Origin of the sequence: Microbacterium sp. RURRCA19A (assembly GCF_900156455.1) — a bacterium.
Lineage (GTDB): Bacteria > Actinomycetota > Actinomycetes > Actinomycetales > Microbacteriaceae > Microbacterium.
The window spans coordinates 75,408-93,559 of the sequence record NZ_FTNQ01000002.1; the positions used below are offsets into that span (position 1 = coordinate 75,408).

General features: G+C 71.5%; 18 protein-coding genes and 1 pseudogene. 8 read left to right on the plus strand and 11 right to left on the minus strand.

Annotation, left to right across the window (positions count from 1 at the left end; translation table 11 throughout):
• Positions 1-279: 279 nt before the first annotated feature.
• Positions 280-813 (plus strand): annotated as a pseudogene (locus BW982_RS18500) (DUF998 domain-containing protein); the annotation flags it as partial.
• A gap of 217 nt (positions 814-1,030) precedes the next feature.
• Here BW982_RS18500 and BW982_RS08325 read toward each other — a convergent pair.
• The 5 genes from BW982_RS08325 to BW982_RS08345 all read right to left on the minus strand — a co-directional run bounded on the left by BW982_RS08325 (position 1,031) and on the right by BW982_RS08345 (position 6,828).
• Complete coding sequence (locus tag BW982_RS08325; RefSeq protein WP_076492124.1) at positions 1,031-4,210, minus strand: efflux RND transporter permease subunit; 3,180 nt, start codon at positions 4,208-4,210, stop codon at positions 1,031-1,033.
• Between the two features lie 82 nt (positions 4,211-4,292).
• Positions 4,293-4,658, minus strand: a complete 366-nt coding sequence (locus BW982_RS08330) for a fluoride efflux transporter FluC (RefSeq protein ID WP_076492126.1) — start codon at positions 4,656-4,658, stop codon at positions 4,293-4,295.
• A 40-nt stretch (positions 4,659-4,698) separates the two neighbouring features.
• The gene (locus BW982_RS08335; protein ID WP_076492128.1) at positions 4,699-4,923 is read right to left on the minus strand and encodes a hypothetical protein; all 225 of its coding nucleotides are present in this window, start codon (positions 4,921-4,923) and stop codon (positions 4,699-4,701) included.
• Between the two features lie 55 nt (positions 4,924-4,978).
• Positions 4,979-5,419, minus strand: coding sequence for an SRPBCC family protein (locus BW982_RS08340; RefSeq protein WP_076492129.1), 441 nt, complete (start codon positions 5,417-5,419; stop codon positions 4,979-4,981).
• Positions 5,416-6,828, minus strand: coding sequence for a flavin monoamine oxidase family protein (locus tag BW982_RS08345; RefSeq protein ID WP_076492131.1), 1,413 nt, complete (start codon positions 6,826-6,828; stop codon positions 5,416-5,418). Before BW982_RS08345 ends, BW982_RS08340 begins: the two co-directional genes overlap by 4 nt.
• A 56-nt stretch (positions 6,829-6,884) precedes the next feature.
• On the opposite strand from BW982_RS08345, the gene BW982_RS08350 reads away from it, so the two are divergent.
• Both BW982_RS08350 and BW982_RS08355 read left to right on the plus strand, forming a co-directional pair.
• Positions 6,885-7,520 (plus strand): TetR/AcrR family transcriptional regulator, encoded by a 636-nt coding sequence (locus BW982_RS08350; protein WP_175611067.1) that lies wholly within the window; start codon positions 6,885-6,887, stop codon positions 7,518-7,520.
• Positions 7,521-7,714: 194 nt separating this feature from the next.
• Positions 7,715-8,992, plus strand: coding sequence for an MFS transporter (locus tag BW982_RS08355; protein ID WP_076492134.1), 1,278 nt, complete (start codon positions 7,715-7,717; stop codon positions 8,990-8,992).
• Positions 8,993-9,001: 9 nt separating this feature from the next.
• On the opposite strand, the gene BW982_RS08360 is transcribed toward BW982_RS08355, so the two are convergent.
• The 4 genes from BW982_RS08360 to BW982_RS08375 form a co-directional block, all read right to left on the minus strand.
• Positions 9,002-10,459 carry an aldehyde dehydrogenase family protein gene (locus tag BW982_RS08360; protein WP_076492135.1) on the minus strand — a complete coding sequence of 486 codons (1,458 nt, stop codon included), beginning with the start codon at positions 10,457-10,459 and terminating at the stop codon, positions 9,002-9,004.
• Between the two features lie 10 nt (positions 10,460-10,469).
• Positions 10,470-11,120: a class II aldolase/adducin family protein gene (locus tag BW982_RS08365; protein ID WP_076492136.1), complete on the minus strand. Its 651-nt coding sequence runs from the start codon at positions 11,118-11,120 to the stop codon at positions 10,470-10,472.
• Positions 11,117-12,046, minus strand: coding sequence for a carbohydrate kinase family protein (locus tag BW982_RS08370; RefSeq protein ID WP_076492138.1), 930 nt, complete (start codon positions 12,044-12,046; stop codon positions 11,117-11,119). Before BW982_RS08370 ends, BW982_RS08365 begins: the two co-directional genes overlap by 4 nt.
• A gap of 99 nt (positions 12,047-12,145) precedes the next feature.
• A complete protein-coding gene (locus tag BW982_RS08375) occupies positions 12,146-12,517 on the minus strand; it encodes a fluoride efflux transporter FluC (protein WP_254845559.1) in 372 nt (123 codons plus the stop codon).
• 256 nt (positions 12,518-12,773) lie between these two features.
• On the opposite strand from BW982_RS08375, the gene BW982_RS08380 reads away from it, so the two are divergent.
• A complete protein-coding gene (locus BW982_RS08380; protein WP_303046677.1) occupies positions 12,774-14,468 on the plus strand; it encodes an FAD-dependent oxidoreductase in 1,695 nt (564 codons plus the stop codon).
• Positions 14,465-14,743, plus strand: a complete 279-nt coding sequence (locus BW982_RS08385) for a metal-sensitive transcriptional regulator (protein WP_076492142.1) — start codon at positions 14,465-14,467, stop codon at positions 14,741-14,743. The genes BW982_RS08380 and BW982_RS08385 overlap by 4 nt, the downstream gene beginning before the upstream one ends.
• A 1-nt stretch (position 14,744) precedes the next feature.
• Here the strand turns inward: BW982_RS08385 and BW982_RS08390 are convergent, their stop codons facing one another.
• Positions 14,745-15,710, minus strand: coding sequence for a DNA topoisomerase IB (locus BW982_RS08390; RefSeq protein WP_076492144.1), 966 nt, complete (start codon positions 15,708-15,710; stop codon positions 14,745-14,747).
• Positions 15,711-15,712: 2 nt separating this feature from the next.
• The gene (locus BW982_RS08395; RefSeq protein WP_076492145.1) at positions 15,713-15,982 is read right to left on the minus strand and encodes a DUF7218 family protein; all 270 of its coding nucleotides are present in this window, start codon (positions 15,980-15,982) and stop codon (positions 15,713-15,715) included.
• A gap of 219 nt (positions 15,983-16,201) precedes the next feature.
• On the opposite strand from BW982_RS08395, the gene BW982_RS18175 reads away from it, so the two are divergent.
• From BW982_RS18175 to BW982_RS08405, 3 genes are all read left to right on the plus strand, one after another.
• Positions 16,202-16,366, plus strand: a complete 165-nt coding sequence (locus BW982_RS18175) for a hypothetical protein (protein WP_175611068.1) — start codon at positions 16,202-16,204, stop codon at positions 16,364-16,366.
• Between the two features lie 326 nt (positions 16,367-16,692).
• The gene (locus BW982_RS08400; RefSeq protein WP_076492147.1) at positions 16,693-17,544 is read left to right on the plus strand and encodes a DUF4097 family beta strand repeat-containing protein; all 852 of its coding nucleotides are present in this window, start codon (positions 16,693-16,695) and stop codon (positions 17,542-17,544) included.
• Positions 17,544-18,149, plus strand: a complete 606-nt coding sequence (locus BW982_RS08405) for a PadR family transcriptional regulator (RefSeq protein WP_076492151.1) — start codon at positions 17,544-17,546, stop codon at positions 18,147-18,149. Before BW982_RS08400 ends, BW982_RS08405 begins: the two co-directional genes overlap by 1 nt.
• Positions 18,150-18,152 lie beyond the last annotated feature (3 nt).

Consider the following 18,152-nt stretch of genomic DNA (forward strand, 5'->3'; position numbering starts at 1 on the left):
CTGGGGAATTGGCAGGCAAGACCTTTCCTATGAGGCCGCGGGGAAAGTTACCATTCCCTTGACGGATTCCGTCGCCGCCGGGGAGACCGAGGACCATCGTTCCCTCGGCCGAATACCCGAATGAGCCGACGGGGGCTGGGGGTCTCGCGGTGTGGGGGGACACCCGATCCGTCCACGACGAAAGTGCCCGACATGAGCATCGCGGTCCGTCCCACCCCTTCTGTCACGATCCCCGTCTGGGCGCGGCGCCTGCCCCGTCGATTCGACGAGATCCCCACCATGCATCTCGCCGGGCTCGTGCTCGTCGTTCTCGTCGGCGGCATCCTGGCGTCGATCCTCACCACGAGCGACCCGCTCTGGTGGCAGCTGCACTTCAGCCAGCTCGGCACGTTCCACGACCTCTCGGCCGCCTTCTTCAACACGACCCTCAAGGTCGGCGGATCACTGGTCGTCGTCTACGCCGTCCGCGTCCGACGGGATCTCCGCCGGCTCGGCCGGCGTGCGGGGCGCCGCGGGGCACCCACGGCCGCGGCGTTCTTCCTCACCGTGATCGGTGTCAACCTCGCCCTCGTCGGATGCGTCCCGCTCAACACCGACAAAGACCTGCACGACAAGGTCGCCGGGATGATGGTCCTCGGCTTCGCGGCGCTCCTGCTCACCTCGCCGTTCCTGCTGCACCGACTCCCGAAGCGCCTCGTGATCTCGACGTCCGTGGTGTTCGTGTTCCTGTTCGCCGGCGCCTGGCTGTTCGTGACGGCGACGATCAACCTCGCCCTGTTCGAGGTCATCGCCTTCAGCGCCATGTTCGCGTGGTCGGGCGTGTTCACCCACTGCCTCAGCGGAGTCGCGGCGCGCAGCGCCGTCACGCCCGCCGCCGAGACGGCCGCCGCCGTCGCGCCGCGCCCCCTGCCGACGCGCACCGACGTCGCCGTGGCGACTCTCGCGTCGCGGCCGTCGCGTCGCACGCGCACGGCGCTCGCCGGCACCGGTCGGGCGCGTCCGAGCCTCGCCCGACGCCGTCCGGCGATCGTCAGTGGCCCTCGCGCAGCTGTCGCCGGCTCAGCGGGTGCTCGCCCGTCGGGTGCTCGCCCGTCGGGGGCTCCGCCGCGCCTGCGTCCGGCGTCGATGTCGCCGCGCGGCGCGCGACCCGCCGCTCCCGGGCTCCCTCGACGAGGTTGTACAGGGTCGGCAGCACGAGCAGCGTCAGGAACGTCGACGACACGAGTCCGCCGATCACCACGACGGCCAGCGGCTGCGAGATGAAGCCCCCGTGTCCGGTGATGCCCAACGCCATCGGCACGAGCGCGAAGATCGCCGCGAGCGCGGTCATCAGGATCGGACGCAGTCGGCGTGAGCCGCCCACGACGGTGGCCTCGAAGACGCTGAGTCCGCGCGCGCGATACTGATTCACCAGGTCGATGAGGACGATGGCATTCGTGACGACGATGCCGACGAGCATCAGGGCGCCGATCATGCCGGCCACCCCGAGCGGAACGCCCGTGATCGCCAGCATGAGGATCGCGCCCGTGGCGGCGAAGGGCACGGACACGAGCAGCTCGAGCGGCTGACGCAGCGACTTGAAGGTCGCGACCATGACGACGTAGACGATGAGGATCGCCGCCAGCAGCGCGAGACCGAGCTGCCCGAAGGCGTCCTGCTGGTTGGTCACGACACCGCCGAGCTTCGCGGTGGCGCCGTCGGGGAGCGACACGTCCGCCAGGGCGTCGCGCACGCTCGCCGAGGAGCTGCTGAGGTTGTCGGTCGTCGGGGTGACGGTCACCGTGGCCGTTCGCAGGCCCCGCGACGTGGTGATGGTCGGGGGCGTCTGGCTCGTCTCGACCGTCGCGATCTCGTCGAGTCGCACCGCACCGCGCGCGGTGGGGATCTTGAGCGCCTTGAGCGTGTCGATCGTGGTGGGCGGGTCGTCCGACGCGATGTACACGCTGAGGCCGCGCCCGTCGATCTCGACGGTGCCCGCCTGGCGCGGCTGCATCGCACCCGAGACGAGCGCCCCCACGGTGCGCTCCGAGAGTCCGCGCTCGGCGGCGGCATCCCGGTCCACGCGGACGGAGACGAACGGCAACGAGGCCGACAGGCTGCTGGACACCTGCCCGATGCCGTCGCGCCCCTGGAGCCCCGCGACCACCGCGTCGGTGGCCTGCTGGAGACCGTCAGCATCGGCGGCGGTCACGTCGACGGTGATGTCGGTCGAGCCGAAGCCGCTGCCCTGGGCGCTGACCTCGATGTCGCCCGCGTCGGCGATGTCGGACACGGCGGTGCGGACACGCTCACGGAGGTCGACCTGGTCGACCCCGGCCTCCGACGTGATCGAGTAGGTGATGCCCGATCCGCCGCCCGAGAAGGCGTCGCGCAGCGCGGAGCCGCTGGAGCCGATGGAGGTCTGCACGGTCTCGACGCCGGGGATGTCGCGCAGCACGGCCTCCACCTTCTGAGCGGCGGCGTCCTCGGCGGTGAGGCTCGGCGCCGAACCGATCTTCTGGGTCACCGTGAACGTGTTCTGTCCCGAGTCACCCAGGAAGTCGGTCTTGAGGAGGGGGACGGATGCCACGGTGCCGGCGAGCACGAGGACCGCGAGCCCGAGTGTGACCCAGGAGTGCCGGAGGGTCCAGCTGAGGATCGGGACGTACGCCTTCTGCAGACGCGAGGGCGGGGCCGTCGGCGACTCGGGATCGACCGGGTTGCCCTCGGCATCCCGGATCACCTTCCCCGGCTTGAGGAACCAGGAGGCGAGCACGGGCACGATCGTCAAGGACACCAGGAGCGACGCGGTCATCGCGATCGTCACGGTGAGCGCGAACGGCCGGAACAGTTCGCCGGTGACGTCACCGACGAACGCGATGGGGAGGAAGACGGCGACGGAGGTGATCGTGGACGCCGTGATGGCGGCCGCGACCTCGCGCACGGCGCGGATGATCGTGGGGATCTTCTCGGCGTCGCCGACGTAGTGCCGCTTGATGTTCTCGATGACGACGATGGAGTCGTCGACGACGCGCCCGATCGCGATCGTGAGGGCGCCGAGGGTGAGGACGTTGAGCGAATAGCCGAACGCCTGGAGCCCGACGAAGGTCACCAGGACGCTGGTGGGGATCGAGATGGCCGTGACGAGCGTCGAGCGCACCGACATCAGGAAGATGAGGATGATGATGACGGCGAAGACGAGTCCGAGCAGGCCCTCCTGCGCGAGCGCCTCGATCGACTGCTCCACGAACGGAGCCTGATCGAAGACGACCGTGAAGGTGGCGCCGTTGAGGGAGGATTCGAGGTCGGGGATCGCCGCCCGCACGGCCTTCGAGACGTCGACGGTGTTGGCCGCCGGGAGCTTCGTGACCGCGATCGTGAGCGCGGGCTCGCCGTTGACCCGCGACAGGGTCGTGACCGGGTCGGACTGCTGCGCGACGGTGGCGACGTCGCCGATCGTCGTCTGCCCGGCGGCCGCCTGGGCGGCGTCGGTGGGGACGAGCGGGAGCGCGGTGATCTCGTCGACGCTGGTGAGCTTCGCGCCGGTCTGGACCGTCAGGGTCTGGTCGCCCTCGCCGACGGATCCGCCGGGGAACAGCGCTCCGTTCGCCTCGAGTGCGTCGTTGATCGCCTGCTGGCTGAACCCGCGTTCGCCCAGGCGCGTCGGGTCGGGCGTGATCGTGACGCGCTGGCCGGTGCCGCCGACCACCTGCGCGGCGTTCACGCCCTTCACGTCCTCGAGCGCCGGCACTACGACCGATTCCAGCGTCGACTGGATGGTCTGCGCGTCGGAGTAGCCGGTGACGGCGAGTTGGATGACGGGGAAGTCGTCGATGCTCGCGGATGCCACGGTCGTGTCGGCCGAGTCGGGCAGCTGGTCCTTGATCCGGGCGATCGCCGCGAGGATCTTCTGCTGCGCGGCGGCCAGATCGGTGCCGTAGGTGAAGGATGCCGAGACGATCGAGGAGTTCGTCGTGCTCGTGGCCGTCGTGGATTCCAGGCCCTCGACGCCGCGGATCGCGCCTTCGATCGGGGTCGACACGTCGGCCTCGACGACCTCGGGCGAAGCACCCGGGTAGGTCGTGACGACCGCGAGCTGCGGGAACTCGATCGAGGGGATCAGCTCCTGCTTGAGGTTCGTCAGAGCGAGCCCGCCGAACACCGCGGCGACGATCGTGATGAGCGCGATGAGCGCTCTGTTGCGGAGGCTCAGGACGGCCAGATACGACACGCGGGGCCTTTCGGGTCGACCGACTCGATACAGGACTGTATCGAGGGCCAGTATCCCACGGCATCCGGCCGCCGAAGCCCGCTCAGAGGGCGTGACCGAGGGCGAGACCCAGCGCGGCGGCGAGGACCGATCCGGCGAAGGAGGCGACCGCGTACGTCGTGGCCGCGCGGGTGCGGCCTTCCTCCGCGAGGAGGGCCGTGGTCACCGCCACCGCACTGAACGTCGTGTAGCCGCCCAGGAATCCGGTGCCGACGATCCATCGCCACGCCTCGTCCACGACGAGCGGGGTGACGAGACCGAGCGCGAACGCTCCCGTGAGGTTCACCACCAGGATCCCCCAGGGGAACCGATCGCCGGTCCGGCGGCGCACGACGACATCGAGGACGAAGCGGGCGGCCGCACCGAGCCCACCGGCCACGACCACCGCCAGGAAGACCAGGGGCGTCACGCCCTCAATCTACGCGCTCCGGCGGCGTGCCGCCCCGGCCTCAGGCCTCGAGCGCCTCGACACGACGGCGCAGCTCCGCGGCCGTGTCGGCCCCGAGCTGCGCCGCCGCGAGCTGCAGAGCGGCGCTCGCCGTGAGCGTCCGCGCGACGAGGTAGGTCGGACTCTTCTTCAGGTCGGGGATGACATCGAGGATGATCGCCTCGGCCTCCGGGTCGGTCATCAGTTTTCCGAGCTTGACCTTGGCGAGGTCGTAGCGTGCGGCCATTTCTCCTCCTGAGCGGGACGTCGTCGTCCCCGGCGATTCTTGCACAAATGTACCGTCAGTCTCTGTGGGCCGCGGCGTCGTCGGCGAGCGCGTTCGTCGTCACGAGCCGCACGACAGCGGGGAGCCCCGCCGCGATCGACCGCCCGACGAGCGCCCCGAACACCCGCGCGAGCGGACCGGTGATCTCCACACCGTGGGTCACCGAGAGGCCGTGCGGCGTCGGCGTCATCCGGTGCGGGAACGACAGCGTCGCCCCCGGCAGTCCGATCCGGAAGTTCATCGCGACCCCGGGCTGGATGTCGGTGAACGTGATCCTCTGCGGCGGCGTGCCGTGGTTGACCACCCGACCGACCGTGCCGACGCGGACGGGCACGGGGAACGTCGCCGCCTTCAGGTCGGGGTCGTCGACCGCCCAGTCCTCGGGCGTGGTCCAGCGCTTCCACACCGCGTCGGCGGACGCGGTGGTGAGGTGGGTGTAGGTGCGGCGCCAGGTCATGGGGTGACTCCCGTCGTCGTGTGGTCGGGCGAAGCGGTGCGGAGCAGGGTGCGGGCCTGGAGGGCGGCGCGTTCGCCGGCGCGGACCGCGCCGTCCATGAAACCGGTCCAGCGGTCGGCGGTCTCGGTCCCGGCCCAGAGGATCCGGCCCACGGGAGCGGCGAGCGCACCCGCGTACGGCACGACGACGCCGGGGCCCGGGGCGGCGGTCGGGCCGCCCCCGACCCACGTCTCGGCGCCCCAGCGCTGGTCGATGTAGCCCACGGTATCCAGGGCCTTCGGTCCGAACAGATCGGCGAACGACGACAGCACACGCGCGCGCCGTTCCGGTTCGGGCAGGTCGTCCCATTCGCGGGCGTACACGCCGCCGACGAACCCGAGCAGCACGCCCGGACCGTCCGCGTCGGGCGGGCTCGCGTCGAAGGTGATGAACACCGGCCCGGTGTCGGAGAGCCCCTGCCCCGATAGCTGCCGATCCCGCCAGAACGGCCTCTCGTACACGGCGTAGGCCTTCGACAGGATGCCGGCGGGCCACCGCTGCGCCAGCTGGGCGTGACGCGGGGGCAGGGCGGGCGCGAAGGCGATGCGGTCCCGGAGCGCCGGCGGCACGGCGACGATGACGGACCCCGCGGTGACCGTCTCGTCGGCGGTGCTCACGAGCACCCGGTCGCCCCGGGCCTGGATCTGTTGGACCGGGGCGCCGAGGCGGACGGCATCCCCCAGCTCGCCCGCGATGCGGACGGCGATCGCGTGGGACCCCTCGACGAAATGCTCCTCCTGCGCGCCGCCCTCCGTGTCGAGCATCGAGGAGAGTCCCCCGGCCTGGTGGATGTAGTGCAGCGCGTGCAGGAGCGAGATCTCGTCGGGCTCGCAGCCCCACGTGGTGCGCGCAGCGATCGCGATGAGGTCGCGCGATGCCGAGGTCGCGTGCGAGCGCCGCAGCCACGAGCCGAGGCTCTCGGCGTCGAGCTGAGCGGCCTGCGGCGCGGCGGCCGGGGCTCCCCGCGGGATCGTGCGGGCGAGCCGGTCGATCATGAGCTGGATGCGGCCGACGTCGACGATCCCCGCGCCGATGGAGGGAACGGTTCCGCGATAGCGCTTGTGCTGCCCGCGCCAGCGGATGACGTTCTCGCCCGCGCCGTACGTGACGTAGCGCGACACCCCCATCTCCTCGGCGAGCGCGAGGATGCGATCCTGTCCCGGCCCGACGAACGTCCCGCCGAGGTCGACGTGGACGCCGTCGACCGACGCCGAAGCGACGCGCCCGCCCACGCGGGCCGAGGCCTCGAACACGGCGACCGTCAGGCCGTACTGCCGCAGCCGACGTGCGGCGGCGAGACCGGACAGTCCGGCGCCGACGACGACGACGTCGACGTCGGTCGCGTCCGAGGGAGTCGCGGGGGCGGTCATAGGCTTACTCCGTTCCTGGTGCGATGCCGACCGTGCGGGGCGGCGAGGAGGACTCTGTGAGCGAGACGGGGAATCGGTCGATGCGCGCGCGGGGCCGAGCGCGCCGCGAGCTGCTGTTGGACGCGACCCTGGCGATCATCGCCGAGCGCGGTATCGCCGGGGTGACGCACCGCTCCGTCGCCGCCGCCGCGGGCGTCCCCCACTCGTCGACGACGTACTTCTTCGACTCGCTCGACGACATGATCGGCGAGGCCGTGGCGCATGCCATGGCGGCCGAGTTCGAACGGCTGCAGCAGTTCCGGACGCTGCTGGAGAGCGGGGCGAGCGGCCCGGGTGCGGCGATCGACGAGTTCGTCGAGATCGTCCGTCAGCAGTCGGAGGACTACACGGTCGCCCAGTTCGAGATCTACCTGTTCGCTTCGCGGCATCCGGCGCTGCGCGTCCACGTCGAGCGGATGCTCGACGAGACGCGGGACCTGTCCGCGGGCGTGCTGCGCGCCAACGGCGTGACCGATCCGCACGCCGCGTCCGCGGTCGTCGCCCTGATCGACGGCTTCGCCCTGCATCGCATCGCCCGTTCCGAAGAAGTCCAGTACCAGTCGTTGGCGCACGCGCTGCGCGCGGCCCTGGTCGGTTTCGTGACCCTCGCCGCGACGTCCTCTCTCGGCGACGCGGGCAACGCGACCAACTAATTGGCACAAATGTACCGGTATGAGTGTGTGCTACCGCATCATCGCGGCGGAATTCACATTCTCGATACAGAAACCTGTACTCCTGTGCAATAAAGTGACCCGATAGTCGAACGCAGCGCCGCGCTCGACAGAAGGGTTCGCTCGATGATCCATCCACGCCCCCAGGACCATCTGCTCCGCATCGGGGCACGCGCGTGACCGCCGAGCCCCGCCCGCACGAGCTCAGCGCGTACGCCGAGCCGACACGGCCGGTCCGCGCCGGCTGGATCGCCGCCTTCGCCGGAGTGTGGCTGGGCCTGTGGATGGCGCAGCTCGTCCCCGTGCAGGTGCTCCTGCCGCTGCAGATCGCCGACCAGCACCGCACCGAGGACTGGCTGGCCTCGCTCGTGGCGTACGGCATCGTCAGCGCCGTGGCCGGCACGGTCGTGGTGGTGGCCTACCCGATCGTCGGCGCACTGAGCGACCGCACGCGCTCCCGTTTCGGGCGTCGACGCCCCTGGATCCTCGCCGGTGTGCTGTGCGTGGGGGTCGGCCTGAGCCTCCTCGGCATCCAGACCGAGACGATCGGCACCGTGGCGACGTGGACGCTTACGATGCTGGGCTTCTGCATGGCCTCCGCCGCGCTCACCGCCGTGATGGCCGACCGCGTGCCCGCCGGGCAGCGGGGCCTCGTGTCCGGGTGGATCTCGGCCCCGAACGCTCTCGGCATCCTGCTCGGGATGGTGCTCGTCACGGCCGTGTTCACGACCACCGCGTCCGGCTACCTGGCCCTCGCCGTGTGCGCGGTGGTGCTCGCCGTCCCGTTCCTGCTCCGACTGCGCGACATCCCGCTCACGCCCGCCGAGGCCGCGATGCTCGGCCCCCTCACGATCGGCGCCGTGCTGTCGTCGATCTGGGTCGACCCGCGACGCCACCCCGACTTCGCGTGGACGGTGGTCAGCCGCGTGCTGATCAACCTCAGCAACGCCATCGCGACGACGATGCTGCTGTACTTCTTCACGTTCGCGCTGCACCTGCCCGACCCGACGGAGTTCCTCGTCTTCACGACGGTGATCTACATGGTGGTCACGATCGCGGCATCCATCGGTTTCGGGAAGCTCAGCGACGTCCTCGGACGGCGGCGGGTGTTCGTCCTGGCCTCGGGGGCGGCGCAGGCCGTCGCCGCGCTGCTCCTCGCCGTGGCCCCCGCGGAGTCGACCGCGATCGTCGGCGCGGTGCTGCTCGGACTCGGTCAGGGCTGCTTCTTCGCGGTGGATCAGGCCCTCGCCACCCAGGTACTGCCCTCCGCGGAGACGCGCGGCAAGGACGTCGGCATCATGAACATCGCCCTCGCCGGCCCGCAGGCGTTCGGTCCGCTGCTCGGCGCCGGAGCGGTCGTGCTGTTCGGCGGCTTCGCGGGCCTGTTCCTCGCGAGCGGCGTCATCGGCCTGCTCGGCGCGGTGACGGTGATGCGGGTGCGCTCGGTCCGGTGAGCACGCGCCTCAGCCGTACAGCGCGCGGATGATCCGGCCCACCACCCCGTCGACCTTCGCGGTGCGGCGCATCGTCGTGAGCGTCAGCAGCGGGAACCGTTGCCGCGTGATCGACTTCGCGTAGGCGAACTCCCGGAGCCCGTCGGCACCGTGGATCCGCCCGAAACCGGAGTCGCCCACGCCCCCGAACGGCAGCGCCGGGACGGCGGCGAAGGCGATGACGGAGTTGATCGCGACCATCCCCCCGCGCAGTCGCGCAGCCAGCTCGCGCCCGCGGCGACGCGAGAACACCGAGCCGGACAGCCCGTAGCGCACCGCGTTGGCCCGGTCGACGGCCTCCTCCATGGATGCCACGCGGTTCACGACGAGGGTCGGCCCGAACGTCTCTTCCCGGACCGCGGTCGACTCCTCGCCGACGCCGACGAGCAGCACCGGCTGCAGCGTGGAGCCGCCGCCCGGGGCCGCGCCGACGCGGAGCGTCCCCCCGTGGGCGAGCGCATCGGCGACGTGCGCGCGGACGACGTCCCCCTGCCGCGGCATCGTCATCGGCCCGAGCCGCGCGGCGTCATCGGCCCCGGCCCGCAACTCCGCCGTCCGTTCCGCGACCTTCTCGACGAAGCGGTCATGGACGCGGGTGTGCGCGTAGACGCGCTCGATGCCGATGCACGTCTGCCCCGCGTTCGAGTACGCGCCCCAGACGGCCGCCTCGGCCGCGGCATCCAGGTCGGCGTCCTCGTCGACGAGGAGCGCGTCCTTGCCGCCGGCTTCGATCACGACCGGTGTGAGCGACTCGGCGCACGCGGCCATCACGGCTGTGCCGGTCGCCGTGGATCCGGTGAACGCGACCTTGTCGACGCCCGCGCGGCACAGGGCCGCCCCAGTGGCGCCGAGCCCGGTGACCACCTCGAAGACGCCGGCAGGGCCTCCCGCGCGCACGAACGAGTCCCGCAACCACGTGCCCACCGCGGGCGTGTACTCACTGGGCTTGAACACCACGGCGTTCCCCGCCGCCAGTGCGTAGGCGAGCGACCCCATCGGGGTGAAGACCGGGTAGTTCCACGGGCCGATCACCCCGATGACGCCGTACGGCACGTACCCGAGGCTCGCGGACTGGTTGAGCATGAGCGGCCCGGGGAACACCGCACGCCGGCGCAGCACCCGCCGCGCATGGGACGCCGCCCACGCCAGATGATCGAGCGCGAGCATGATCTCGAGCCGCGCGTCGCCGGCGGGCTTCCCGGTCTCGGCGCGCACGACGGCGATGAGGTCGTCGAGGTGCGCCACGATGTCGCGGCGCCACGCCGCGAGCGCGCGGCGGCGTCCGGCGAATCCGCGCGCACGCCAGTCCCGCGCCGCACGGCGGGCGCGGGCGACCGCCGCGGCCACGTCGTCGGCGTCGTGGACGGGGAACGTGCGGACGACGGTTCCGTCGAGCGGGCTGAGCGAGTCGAACGTCGCGGTGGTCATGGCATCCATCTCACACCGTCCGCTTCTGGCCGTACGCGGTCGCGACGGCGGTGGCCACCACATCGGCCTGCTGCGCGGGGCTGAGCTCGGCGGGGTCGCCGGCCGCGCGCGCTCGCAGGTAGATGTCGCACGCCCACTCGAGCAGCGTGGTGTTCGAGACGGCGTCGGCCAGGTCGCGGCCGGTCGTGGCGGCGCCGTGGTGGGCGAGGATCGCCGCGTTCGCACTAGCCAGCGCGGCGCCGGTGGTCTCGGCCAACTCCGCCGAACCGAAGACGGCGAAGGGGACGACCTCGATCTCGCCGCCCAGGGTCAGCTGCTGGTAGTGGATGCAGGGCAGGCGGTCGGACACGAGCGACACCGCGATCGCCCCGGGGGCGTGCGTGTGGACGACGGCTCCCACGGCCTCGTCGGCGTACGCCGCGAGGTGCAGCCCGAGCTCGGAGCTCGGGGCGAGCGAGCCGGCCACGACCCGCCCGCCGCCATCGACCACGGACACGTCGTCGATGGTCGCCTCGGCGAACACGACGCCGGTCGCGGTGATCGCGACCCCGCCGTCGACCCGCGCGCTGACGTTGCCCGCGGTCCCCTTCACCAGCCCGTCCGCGGCGAGTGCGCGGCAGGCGTCGGCGATCGCGGCGCGGACCGCGTCGGCATCCGTCATCGGGCCGCCTGCCCCAGAACCGCGTCGATGGATGCCGCGTCGTAGGTACCGTGGTCGGTGCCCACACCCGCCACCACCTGTGCCGCCACGGCCGAACCGAACCGCGCGGCCTCGACCGAGGTCTGGCCGCGCAGCTTCGCGAAGACGAATCCGGCCGAGAACGCGTCGCCGCCGCCGCTGGTGTCCACGGGTTCGGCGGGGACGATCGGGATCTCGTGCAGCTCCGCCCCGTCCACGACGACGATGTCGTCGCCGCCGTTGGTGATCGCGACGACTCCGGCGCCGGCTTCCGCCATCGCCCGGGCGGCCGCGTGCAGGTCGGCGGCGCCGGTCCAGCCCAGGGCCTGTTCGGCGTTCGGCAGCACGTAGTCGGTGTACGGGAGCAGCGGTTCGATCAGAGCGTAGAAGGCCTGCTCGCCGCCGATGAGGAAGTCGAGCGATGTCGTCGCGCCGTTCGCGCGCGCGTGGTCGAGGATCTCGATGACGTTCTCGGGCCCGAGGAGCTCGGGCGCCCCGACGTGCACGTGGTCGGCGGCGGTCAGCTCGTCCCAGGGCACGACGTCGGCGGCGAGCGCGTTGGCCCCGACGACGTGCAGCGCGGGTCGCGACCCGTCGGAGCGGATGGGGAGGACGGATGCCGAGGTCGGCAGGTCGTCGGTGCGCAGGTGGGTGACGTCGATCCCGGCATCCCGCAGCAGGCCGCGGAGGACCCGTCCCGCGACGTCGTCGCCGACGGCGCCGCTCGTGATCACGCGAGCGCCGAGCTTGGCGAGGACGAGGGCGGTCCCGCCGGCGGGGCCGGCGGCGGACATCACGATCTCGTCCACGAGCAGGGAGCCCTGCCCCGGAGGGATCTCGTCCACGGGCTGGACGATCGTGTCGAGCACGTGTGCTCCGAGCGTGACGATTCGGGGGGCGGCGGTCATCGTTGAGCCTCCGGGTCGAGGACGTGAAGCGGCGCGCCTCACTTAATGGCACATTTGTACCAAAATCGATGAAACCCCACAAGCGCGGGCGCGATGGCGTCAGACGCGGCGGCGTCCACCCCGCCCGATCAGCACGCCGACCCACGCGGCGAACGTCCCCACCACCACGGTCACCGCCCCCCACCACAGAAGCGACAGATCGGCGGACTCCACCGCGAGCGCGCTGTACGTCGTGAAGCCGCCGAGGACACCCGTCCCGAAGAACAGCTGTGCCCGCTGAGCGCGGGTGGACATCGGCATCCGGGCGCGGATCCCGAACAGGATGCCGATCGCGAACGCGCCCACGACGTTGATGAGCGGAACGAGTGCGGGGCCGAGGTCGGCCGAGAGCGCCAGGGTGAGGCCGGCGCGCACCGCGGTGCCGATCGCGCCGCCGACGGCCACCGAGACGAGATCACGCCAGGACACCACGGACGACACCCTACGCCCGCCGACGCACATCCCCGTGATGAATACCCCCGGGGGTATCTGTTAGGGTGGGGCGACGAGAGAAGGAGAACGACATGTGTCGAGCCGTCACCTGCCGCACCTGCGGAAAGACCACCTGGGCCGGATGCGGCCAGCACGTAGACATGGTCATGGCCGGGGTGCCCCGCTCCGACCGCTGCCCGGGCCATGAACGCGCGGAGAGCGGCGGGCTGTGGGCGCGTCTGTTCGGACGGTGACCGTGCCCCGCACCGTCATCGTCGGCGGCGTCGCGGGCGGGATGTCCGCCGCGACGCGCCTTCGCCGACTCGACGACGACCACGAGATCGTCGTCGTGGAGCGCGGCCCGTACGTGAGCTTCGCGAACTGCGGCCTGCCGTACTACGTCGGCGGCGAGATCGCCGATCGATCCGCACTCCTCGTGCAGACGCCCGACAGCCTGCGCAGCCGGTTCGCGCTCGACGTCCGCGTGCGACACGAGGTCGTCCGCATCGACGCGGCCGCCCACGCGGTACACGTGCGCGACCTCGACACCGACGTCGTCGAGACGCTCGTCTACGACCACCTCATCCTTTCGCCGGGGTCCGTGCCCGTCGATCCGCCGCCCGCCGACGACGACGCGGTCCCCGTCCTCACCCTCCGCACGGTCGACGACGTCGACCGCATCGTCTCCCGGCTCGACGCGGGCGCGACGCGCGCCGTGGTAGCCGGCGGTGGATTCATCGGCCTCGAAGCCGTCGAGAACCTCACGCGCCGCGGCATCCGGGTCTCGCTCGTGCACCGCGGAGCGCACCCCTTCCGTCCGCTGGACGCCGAGATGGCCGGGCCCCTGATCGAAGAGCTGCGGCAGCACGACGTCGACCTGCACCTCTCCGATGAGATCTCCCGCGTGACCTCCACCGGCGTCGCCCTGGCCTCCGGCGCGCGGATCGACGCCGAGGTGGTGATCGACGCGCGGGGAACCCGCCCCGACACGGCACTGGCCGCGGCCGCGGCCGCGGGGCTCACGCTCGGACCCACGGGCGGCATCGCCGTCGATCCGTGGCAGCGCACCTCCGACCCGCGGATCCTCGCCGTCGGCGACGCCGTGGAGAAGATCGATGCGGTCTCGGGCGAAGCGGGGCTGGTCACGATGGCGGGTCTCGCCAACCGTCACGGCCGCACCGCCGCCGACGTCATCGCGCTCGGGACGGATGCCGTCGATCCCGCCGACGCGGCAACCGGCGTGGCGATCCTCCGCGTGTTCGATCTCGTCATCGCCAGCGTGGGGGCCGGCGAGGCGCGCCTGCGAGCCGAGCACCGACCGCACCGCGTGCTGCACACGCACCCCACCGATCACGCCGGCTACTTCCCCGGCGCCGAACGCATGGCGATGAAGCTCCTCGTGGACCCGGCGGACGACGGCATCCTGGGCGCCCAGATCGTCGGCGGCCACGGCGTCGACCGTCGGATCGACGTGCTGTCCCTCGCGATGCAGACCGGCGTGCGCGCCTCACGGCTCGCCCGCCTCGAACTCGCCTACGCCCCGCCGTTCGGGTCGGCCAAGGACGCGGTCAACCAGATCGGGTACGTCGCCGACAACGTCCGCAGCGGCCTGACCCGCACGATCCAGTGGCACGAACTCGACGCCGCGATCGCGGGCGGAGCGACCGTGATCGATGTCCGCACGCCGACCGAAGTCGCCGCGGGAGCCATCCCCGGCGCCCTCAGCATCCCGCTCGACTCCCTCCGCGCGGGCGACGTCGCACTCCCCGACGGGCCCCTCGTCGTACACTGCCAGGTCGGACAGCGTGGACACACGGCCGCACGGCTGCTCACCGCGGCCGGGCACGACGTCCGCAATCTCGACGGCGGGTACCTCACGTGGCTCGCCGGCCGCACCGCCACCGCCACCGCCACCGCCACCGCCACCGCCACCGAGGGGATCCGCTCGTGACCGAGACCGACGCCGAGACCATCCGCAGAACCGCCAACCGCCTCAAGCGCGCGCGCGGTCAGCTCACCGCCGTCATCGAGGCGATCGAGGCGGGGGGCGACTGCCGCGCCGTCGTGACGCAGCTGGCCGCGGTCAGCAAGGCGATCGACCGGGCGGGATTCGCGGTCGTGAGCACGGCGATGCGGACCTGCCTCACCGACGACGACGCCGCTGCGCAGGACGACGATCGCCTGTCCCTCGAGGACCTCGAGAAGCTCTTCCTGACCCTGGCCTGAGTCACTCCCCCAGGATGAGGCGCCGGATCGCGGCATCCTTCGATCCGCCGAGCTCCATCGTGCGGCCGCGCCGGTAGAGGGAGAACACCCGCGGATCGATGTAGCTGGAACGCGCGACGGCGGGGGTGTTGCCCAGCGCGTCCGCTGCGGCGCGGACCGCGGCGAGTTCGACCTTCTTGCGCTCGTTCTTCGTCGGGGCGACTCCCGTTTTCGCCAGCGCTTCCGCGGCCAGGATCGTGCCACGGAGCGTCCGGAAGTCCTTGGCGCTGAACGGACCGCCGGTCAACGCCCGCACGTACGCGTTCACATCTCCCGGCGTCAGGGGCACGCGACGGCGCCCGCGCCGGTAGCTGAGCAGGGCGGCCCGGGAACGCCCCGTCGCGAGCTCCGACATCAGGGCCGCGACCTCGGCGTCCTGCAGCGACAGCTCCGCGCGCTTGCCGCTCTTCGCGGGGAACGACAACCGGATGAGATCGCCCTCGACCGTGGCATCCCTCCGCTGGAGGGTCGTGAGTCCACGGCTGCCGTTCGTCACGAAGTACCGGGCGTTGCCCACACGCGGGGCGACCTGGTCGAGCAGACGGAACGACACCGCCAGCACGCGCTCGCGATCGACGTCCGACCGGCGCAGCGACTGAGTGACCCGGGCACGTGCCCGCGGCAGGGCCTCGGCGAGCTGCAGGGCACGGGCGAACTTGCCCTTGTCGCGCCCCTTCGACCAATCCGCGTGATACGTGTACTGCCGCCGCCCCGCCTCGTCGGTTCCGACCGCCTGGATGTGGGCGTTCGGCTCCTTCGCGATCCACACCTCGCGCCAGGCGGGCGGGATGACGAGCCCCCGGGCGCGCTCCGCCTCGCGCTCGGGGACGGCGGAACCGGTGTGATCGACGAAGCGGAATCCGGAGCCGGACCGGACACGACGGAACCCGGGGTCCTCGTAGGGCCGGACCCGGACGAGACGCGCCACCGTCAGTGGGAGCGGAGCATGTCGATCAGCTCCGCCTTCTTCTTGCCGGAGTACCCGGTGATGCCCAGTTCCTTCGCGCGCTTCTTCAGCTCGTCGACCGTGCGGTCCTCATAGTCCTCCGCATGTCCCCCGCGGGAGCCGACCGCGCTCCGCCCCTGCGCGGCGGCGGCGTTCGAGATGCGCGCGGCCTTCTCCTTCGAGTCACCCTGCTTCCGCAGCTCCTCGTAGAGATCGGGGTCTTTCAGGCTGCTCGATCCTCGCCCCTGGGGCATGGTCGTCTCCTTCCGTGGGATGCCCCGACGCTACGACCCGCCCACCCGGCCCCGGAGCAGGCTTGACAGAGCCGACCCTCCCGCTCCGCGTCGCCCCGCGGCCGCTAACAGCGAATTTCCAGAAACGTCAACCCCCCGGCCCGGATCGGCACGCGGTGGGAACGTGGAGGTCAACCACTCGCCGGTTGCCGCGTGAGCGGACACAGCAAGGAGTCCCCCATGAACATCTTCCTGATCATCATCATCGTCGCCGCGATCGTCATCGCGATCTTCAGCGGCCTGGGCCAGGCCGCGAGCTTCCTGCTCTGGGTCGCCATCATCGTCGGCCTCATCGCCCTGATCGTGCTGCTCTTCCGCCTGATCAGCGGCCGCAAGCCGGTTTAACCCCCGAGAGGAGCGCTCGCGTTTCGGGTGCACGAGCCTCCTCATCCCCCCGCGGGTTCGCCCGCCCCGGATGCCACGTCCTTCCCCCAGGACGTGGCATCCGTCGTTTGCGGGGCGGGCACGGGCGCGGGTCCGGGTCGCGTCCGGGCGTTGTGCCGCGTTCTGGGCGCCACTTCACGTGAACCGGCCGAGTACACGCGTCATGCCCGCCCAGAGCGTGTCCGCTCGACCAGATCACGTGAAGTGGATGCCAGGGACGCCGCCTCTTGACGAACTCGCGATATATCGTGATACTCGACTTAACGCGATATATCTTGAGTTAGGGGATCGCCATGGAGAAATGGATCGTCCACCCGGGCGAGACGCGCGTCATCGACGTCGACGGACTGCGGGAACTGAAGATCGGCCTCGTCGGGGGCCAGGTCGACGTCATCGCCCACGACGACCCCGGCGCCCGCATCGAGGTGCACGGTGTCACCGTCAAAGACCTGCGCATCGAGATGGTCGACGGCCGGCTCGAGATCGACCACCCGCAGCTGCGCTGGGACAACTTCCTCGAAGTGTTCCGCAACTTCGGCGCGGGCGGCCCGAAGGCCGAGGTGAGCGTCGCCGTACCGCGCACGGTCGCCCTGACGCTGGGCGTCGTCAGCGCCAGCGCGCTCGTGTCGGGCCTGCGGACGGATGCCAAGCTCAACACGGTCTCGGGCGACATCATGGTCGACGGGCTCGTGGGCGACGTCAGCCTCAACGCCGTCTCGGGCGACGTGCAGGTGCGCGAGCTCCAGGGCGCCCTCACCGCGAACAGCGTCTCCGGCGACATCGCCGCGACCGGCGCCGTCACGAAGGCCTCGATCGACACCGTCGCGGGCGCCCTGCTCGTGGACTCCACCGGGACGGTGCAGTCGATCAGCCTGAACTCCGTCAGCGGCTCGGCGACGATCCGCCTCGACCGCGGCCTCCCCGCGAACTACGTCGCGCGCTCCGTCAGCGGACGCGTGCAGATCGACGGCAGCGTGCGCTCGGGCTCGGGCCCCACCAACTACACGGGATCGACCGGCGCGCTCGCGGGGTCCTTCGTCGACGTGCGGGCGAACACCGTCTCGGGTGAGATCACTGTCCTCCGCCGCGGCGTGTCGGGGCTGCGTCCCGACGAACTCGCCGGAGAGGAGGAATGGTGATGAGCCCCGTCTTCTCCCACGGCGACCTGCGCCTGTACATCCTCAGCCTGCTCGCCGAAGCTCCGCGCCACGGCTACGACCTCATGCAGGCCCTGACCGAGCGCACCGGCGGCACCTACTCGCCCTCGGCCGGCACCATCTACCCGCGGCTCGCGAAGCTCGAGGAGGAAGGGCTCGTCACCAAGACGGTCGACGGCCGCAAGACCGTCTACGAGATCACCGACGCCGGCCGCGCGGAGGTCGCCGCGCGCGAAGGCGACCTCGAGGGCATCCAGGCGGGTCTGGCCGACAGCGTCCGCCTCATCGCCGACGAGGTCCGCGGGAGCGTCCGGGATGCCATGCGCAGCCTCCGCGCCGACCTCGCCGCCGCATCGCGCGACGAACGCGAGCAGGCCGACCGGACCCCCGCGCACGACCCGCGCGCCCTCAGCCGGGAGCAGCTGCATCGTGCGGATGCCGCGATCACCGAGTTCCGTGGTCGGGTCCGCTCCGAACTGCGGTCGCACGTCGCGCGCGGCGGCGAGCTCACGGCATCCGGTGTGGATGCCATCGAGTCCGCGCTGCAACAGGCCTCGGAGGCCGTCGCCCGCGCGGTGCGCGGCTGAGGA

Coding starts and splice junctions, on each gene's coding strand:
- BW982_RS08335 (WP_076492128.1), bottom strand. CDS start 4,923: ATGGCCGCACGCTACGACCTCGCCAAGGTCAAGCTCGGAAAACTGATG.
- BW982_RS08340 (WP_076492129.1), bottom strand. CDS start 5,419: ATGACCTGGCGCCGCACCTACACCCACCTCACCACCGCGTCCGCCGAC.
- BW982_RS08345 (WP_076492131.1), bottom strand. CDS start 6,828: ATGACCGCCCCCGCGACTCCCTCGGACGCGACCGACGTCGACGTCGTC.
- BW982_RS08360 (WP_076492135.1), bottom strand. CDS start 10,459: ATGACCACCGCGACGTTCGACTCGCTCAGCCCGCTCGACGGAACCGTC.
- BW982_RS08365 (WP_076492136.1), bottom strand. CDS start 11,120: ATGACGGATGCCGACGCGGTCCGCGCCGCGATCGCCGACGCCTGCCGC.
- BW982_RS08370 (WP_076492138.1), bottom strand. CDS start 12,046: ATGACCGCCGCCCCCCGAATCGTCACGCTCGGAGCACACGTGCTCGAC.
- BW982_RS08395 (WP_076492145.1), bottom strand. CDS start 15,982: ATGCCCCAGGGGCGAGGATCGAGCAGCCTGAAAGACCCCGATCTCTAC.
- BW982_RS18175 (WP_175611068.1), top strand. CDS start 16,202: ATGAACATCTTCCTGATCATCATCATCGTCGCCGCGATCGTCATCGCG.
- BW982_RS08405 (WP_076492151.1), top strand. CDS start 17,544: ATGAGCCCCGTCTTCTCCCACGGCGACCTGCGCCTGTACATCCTCAGC.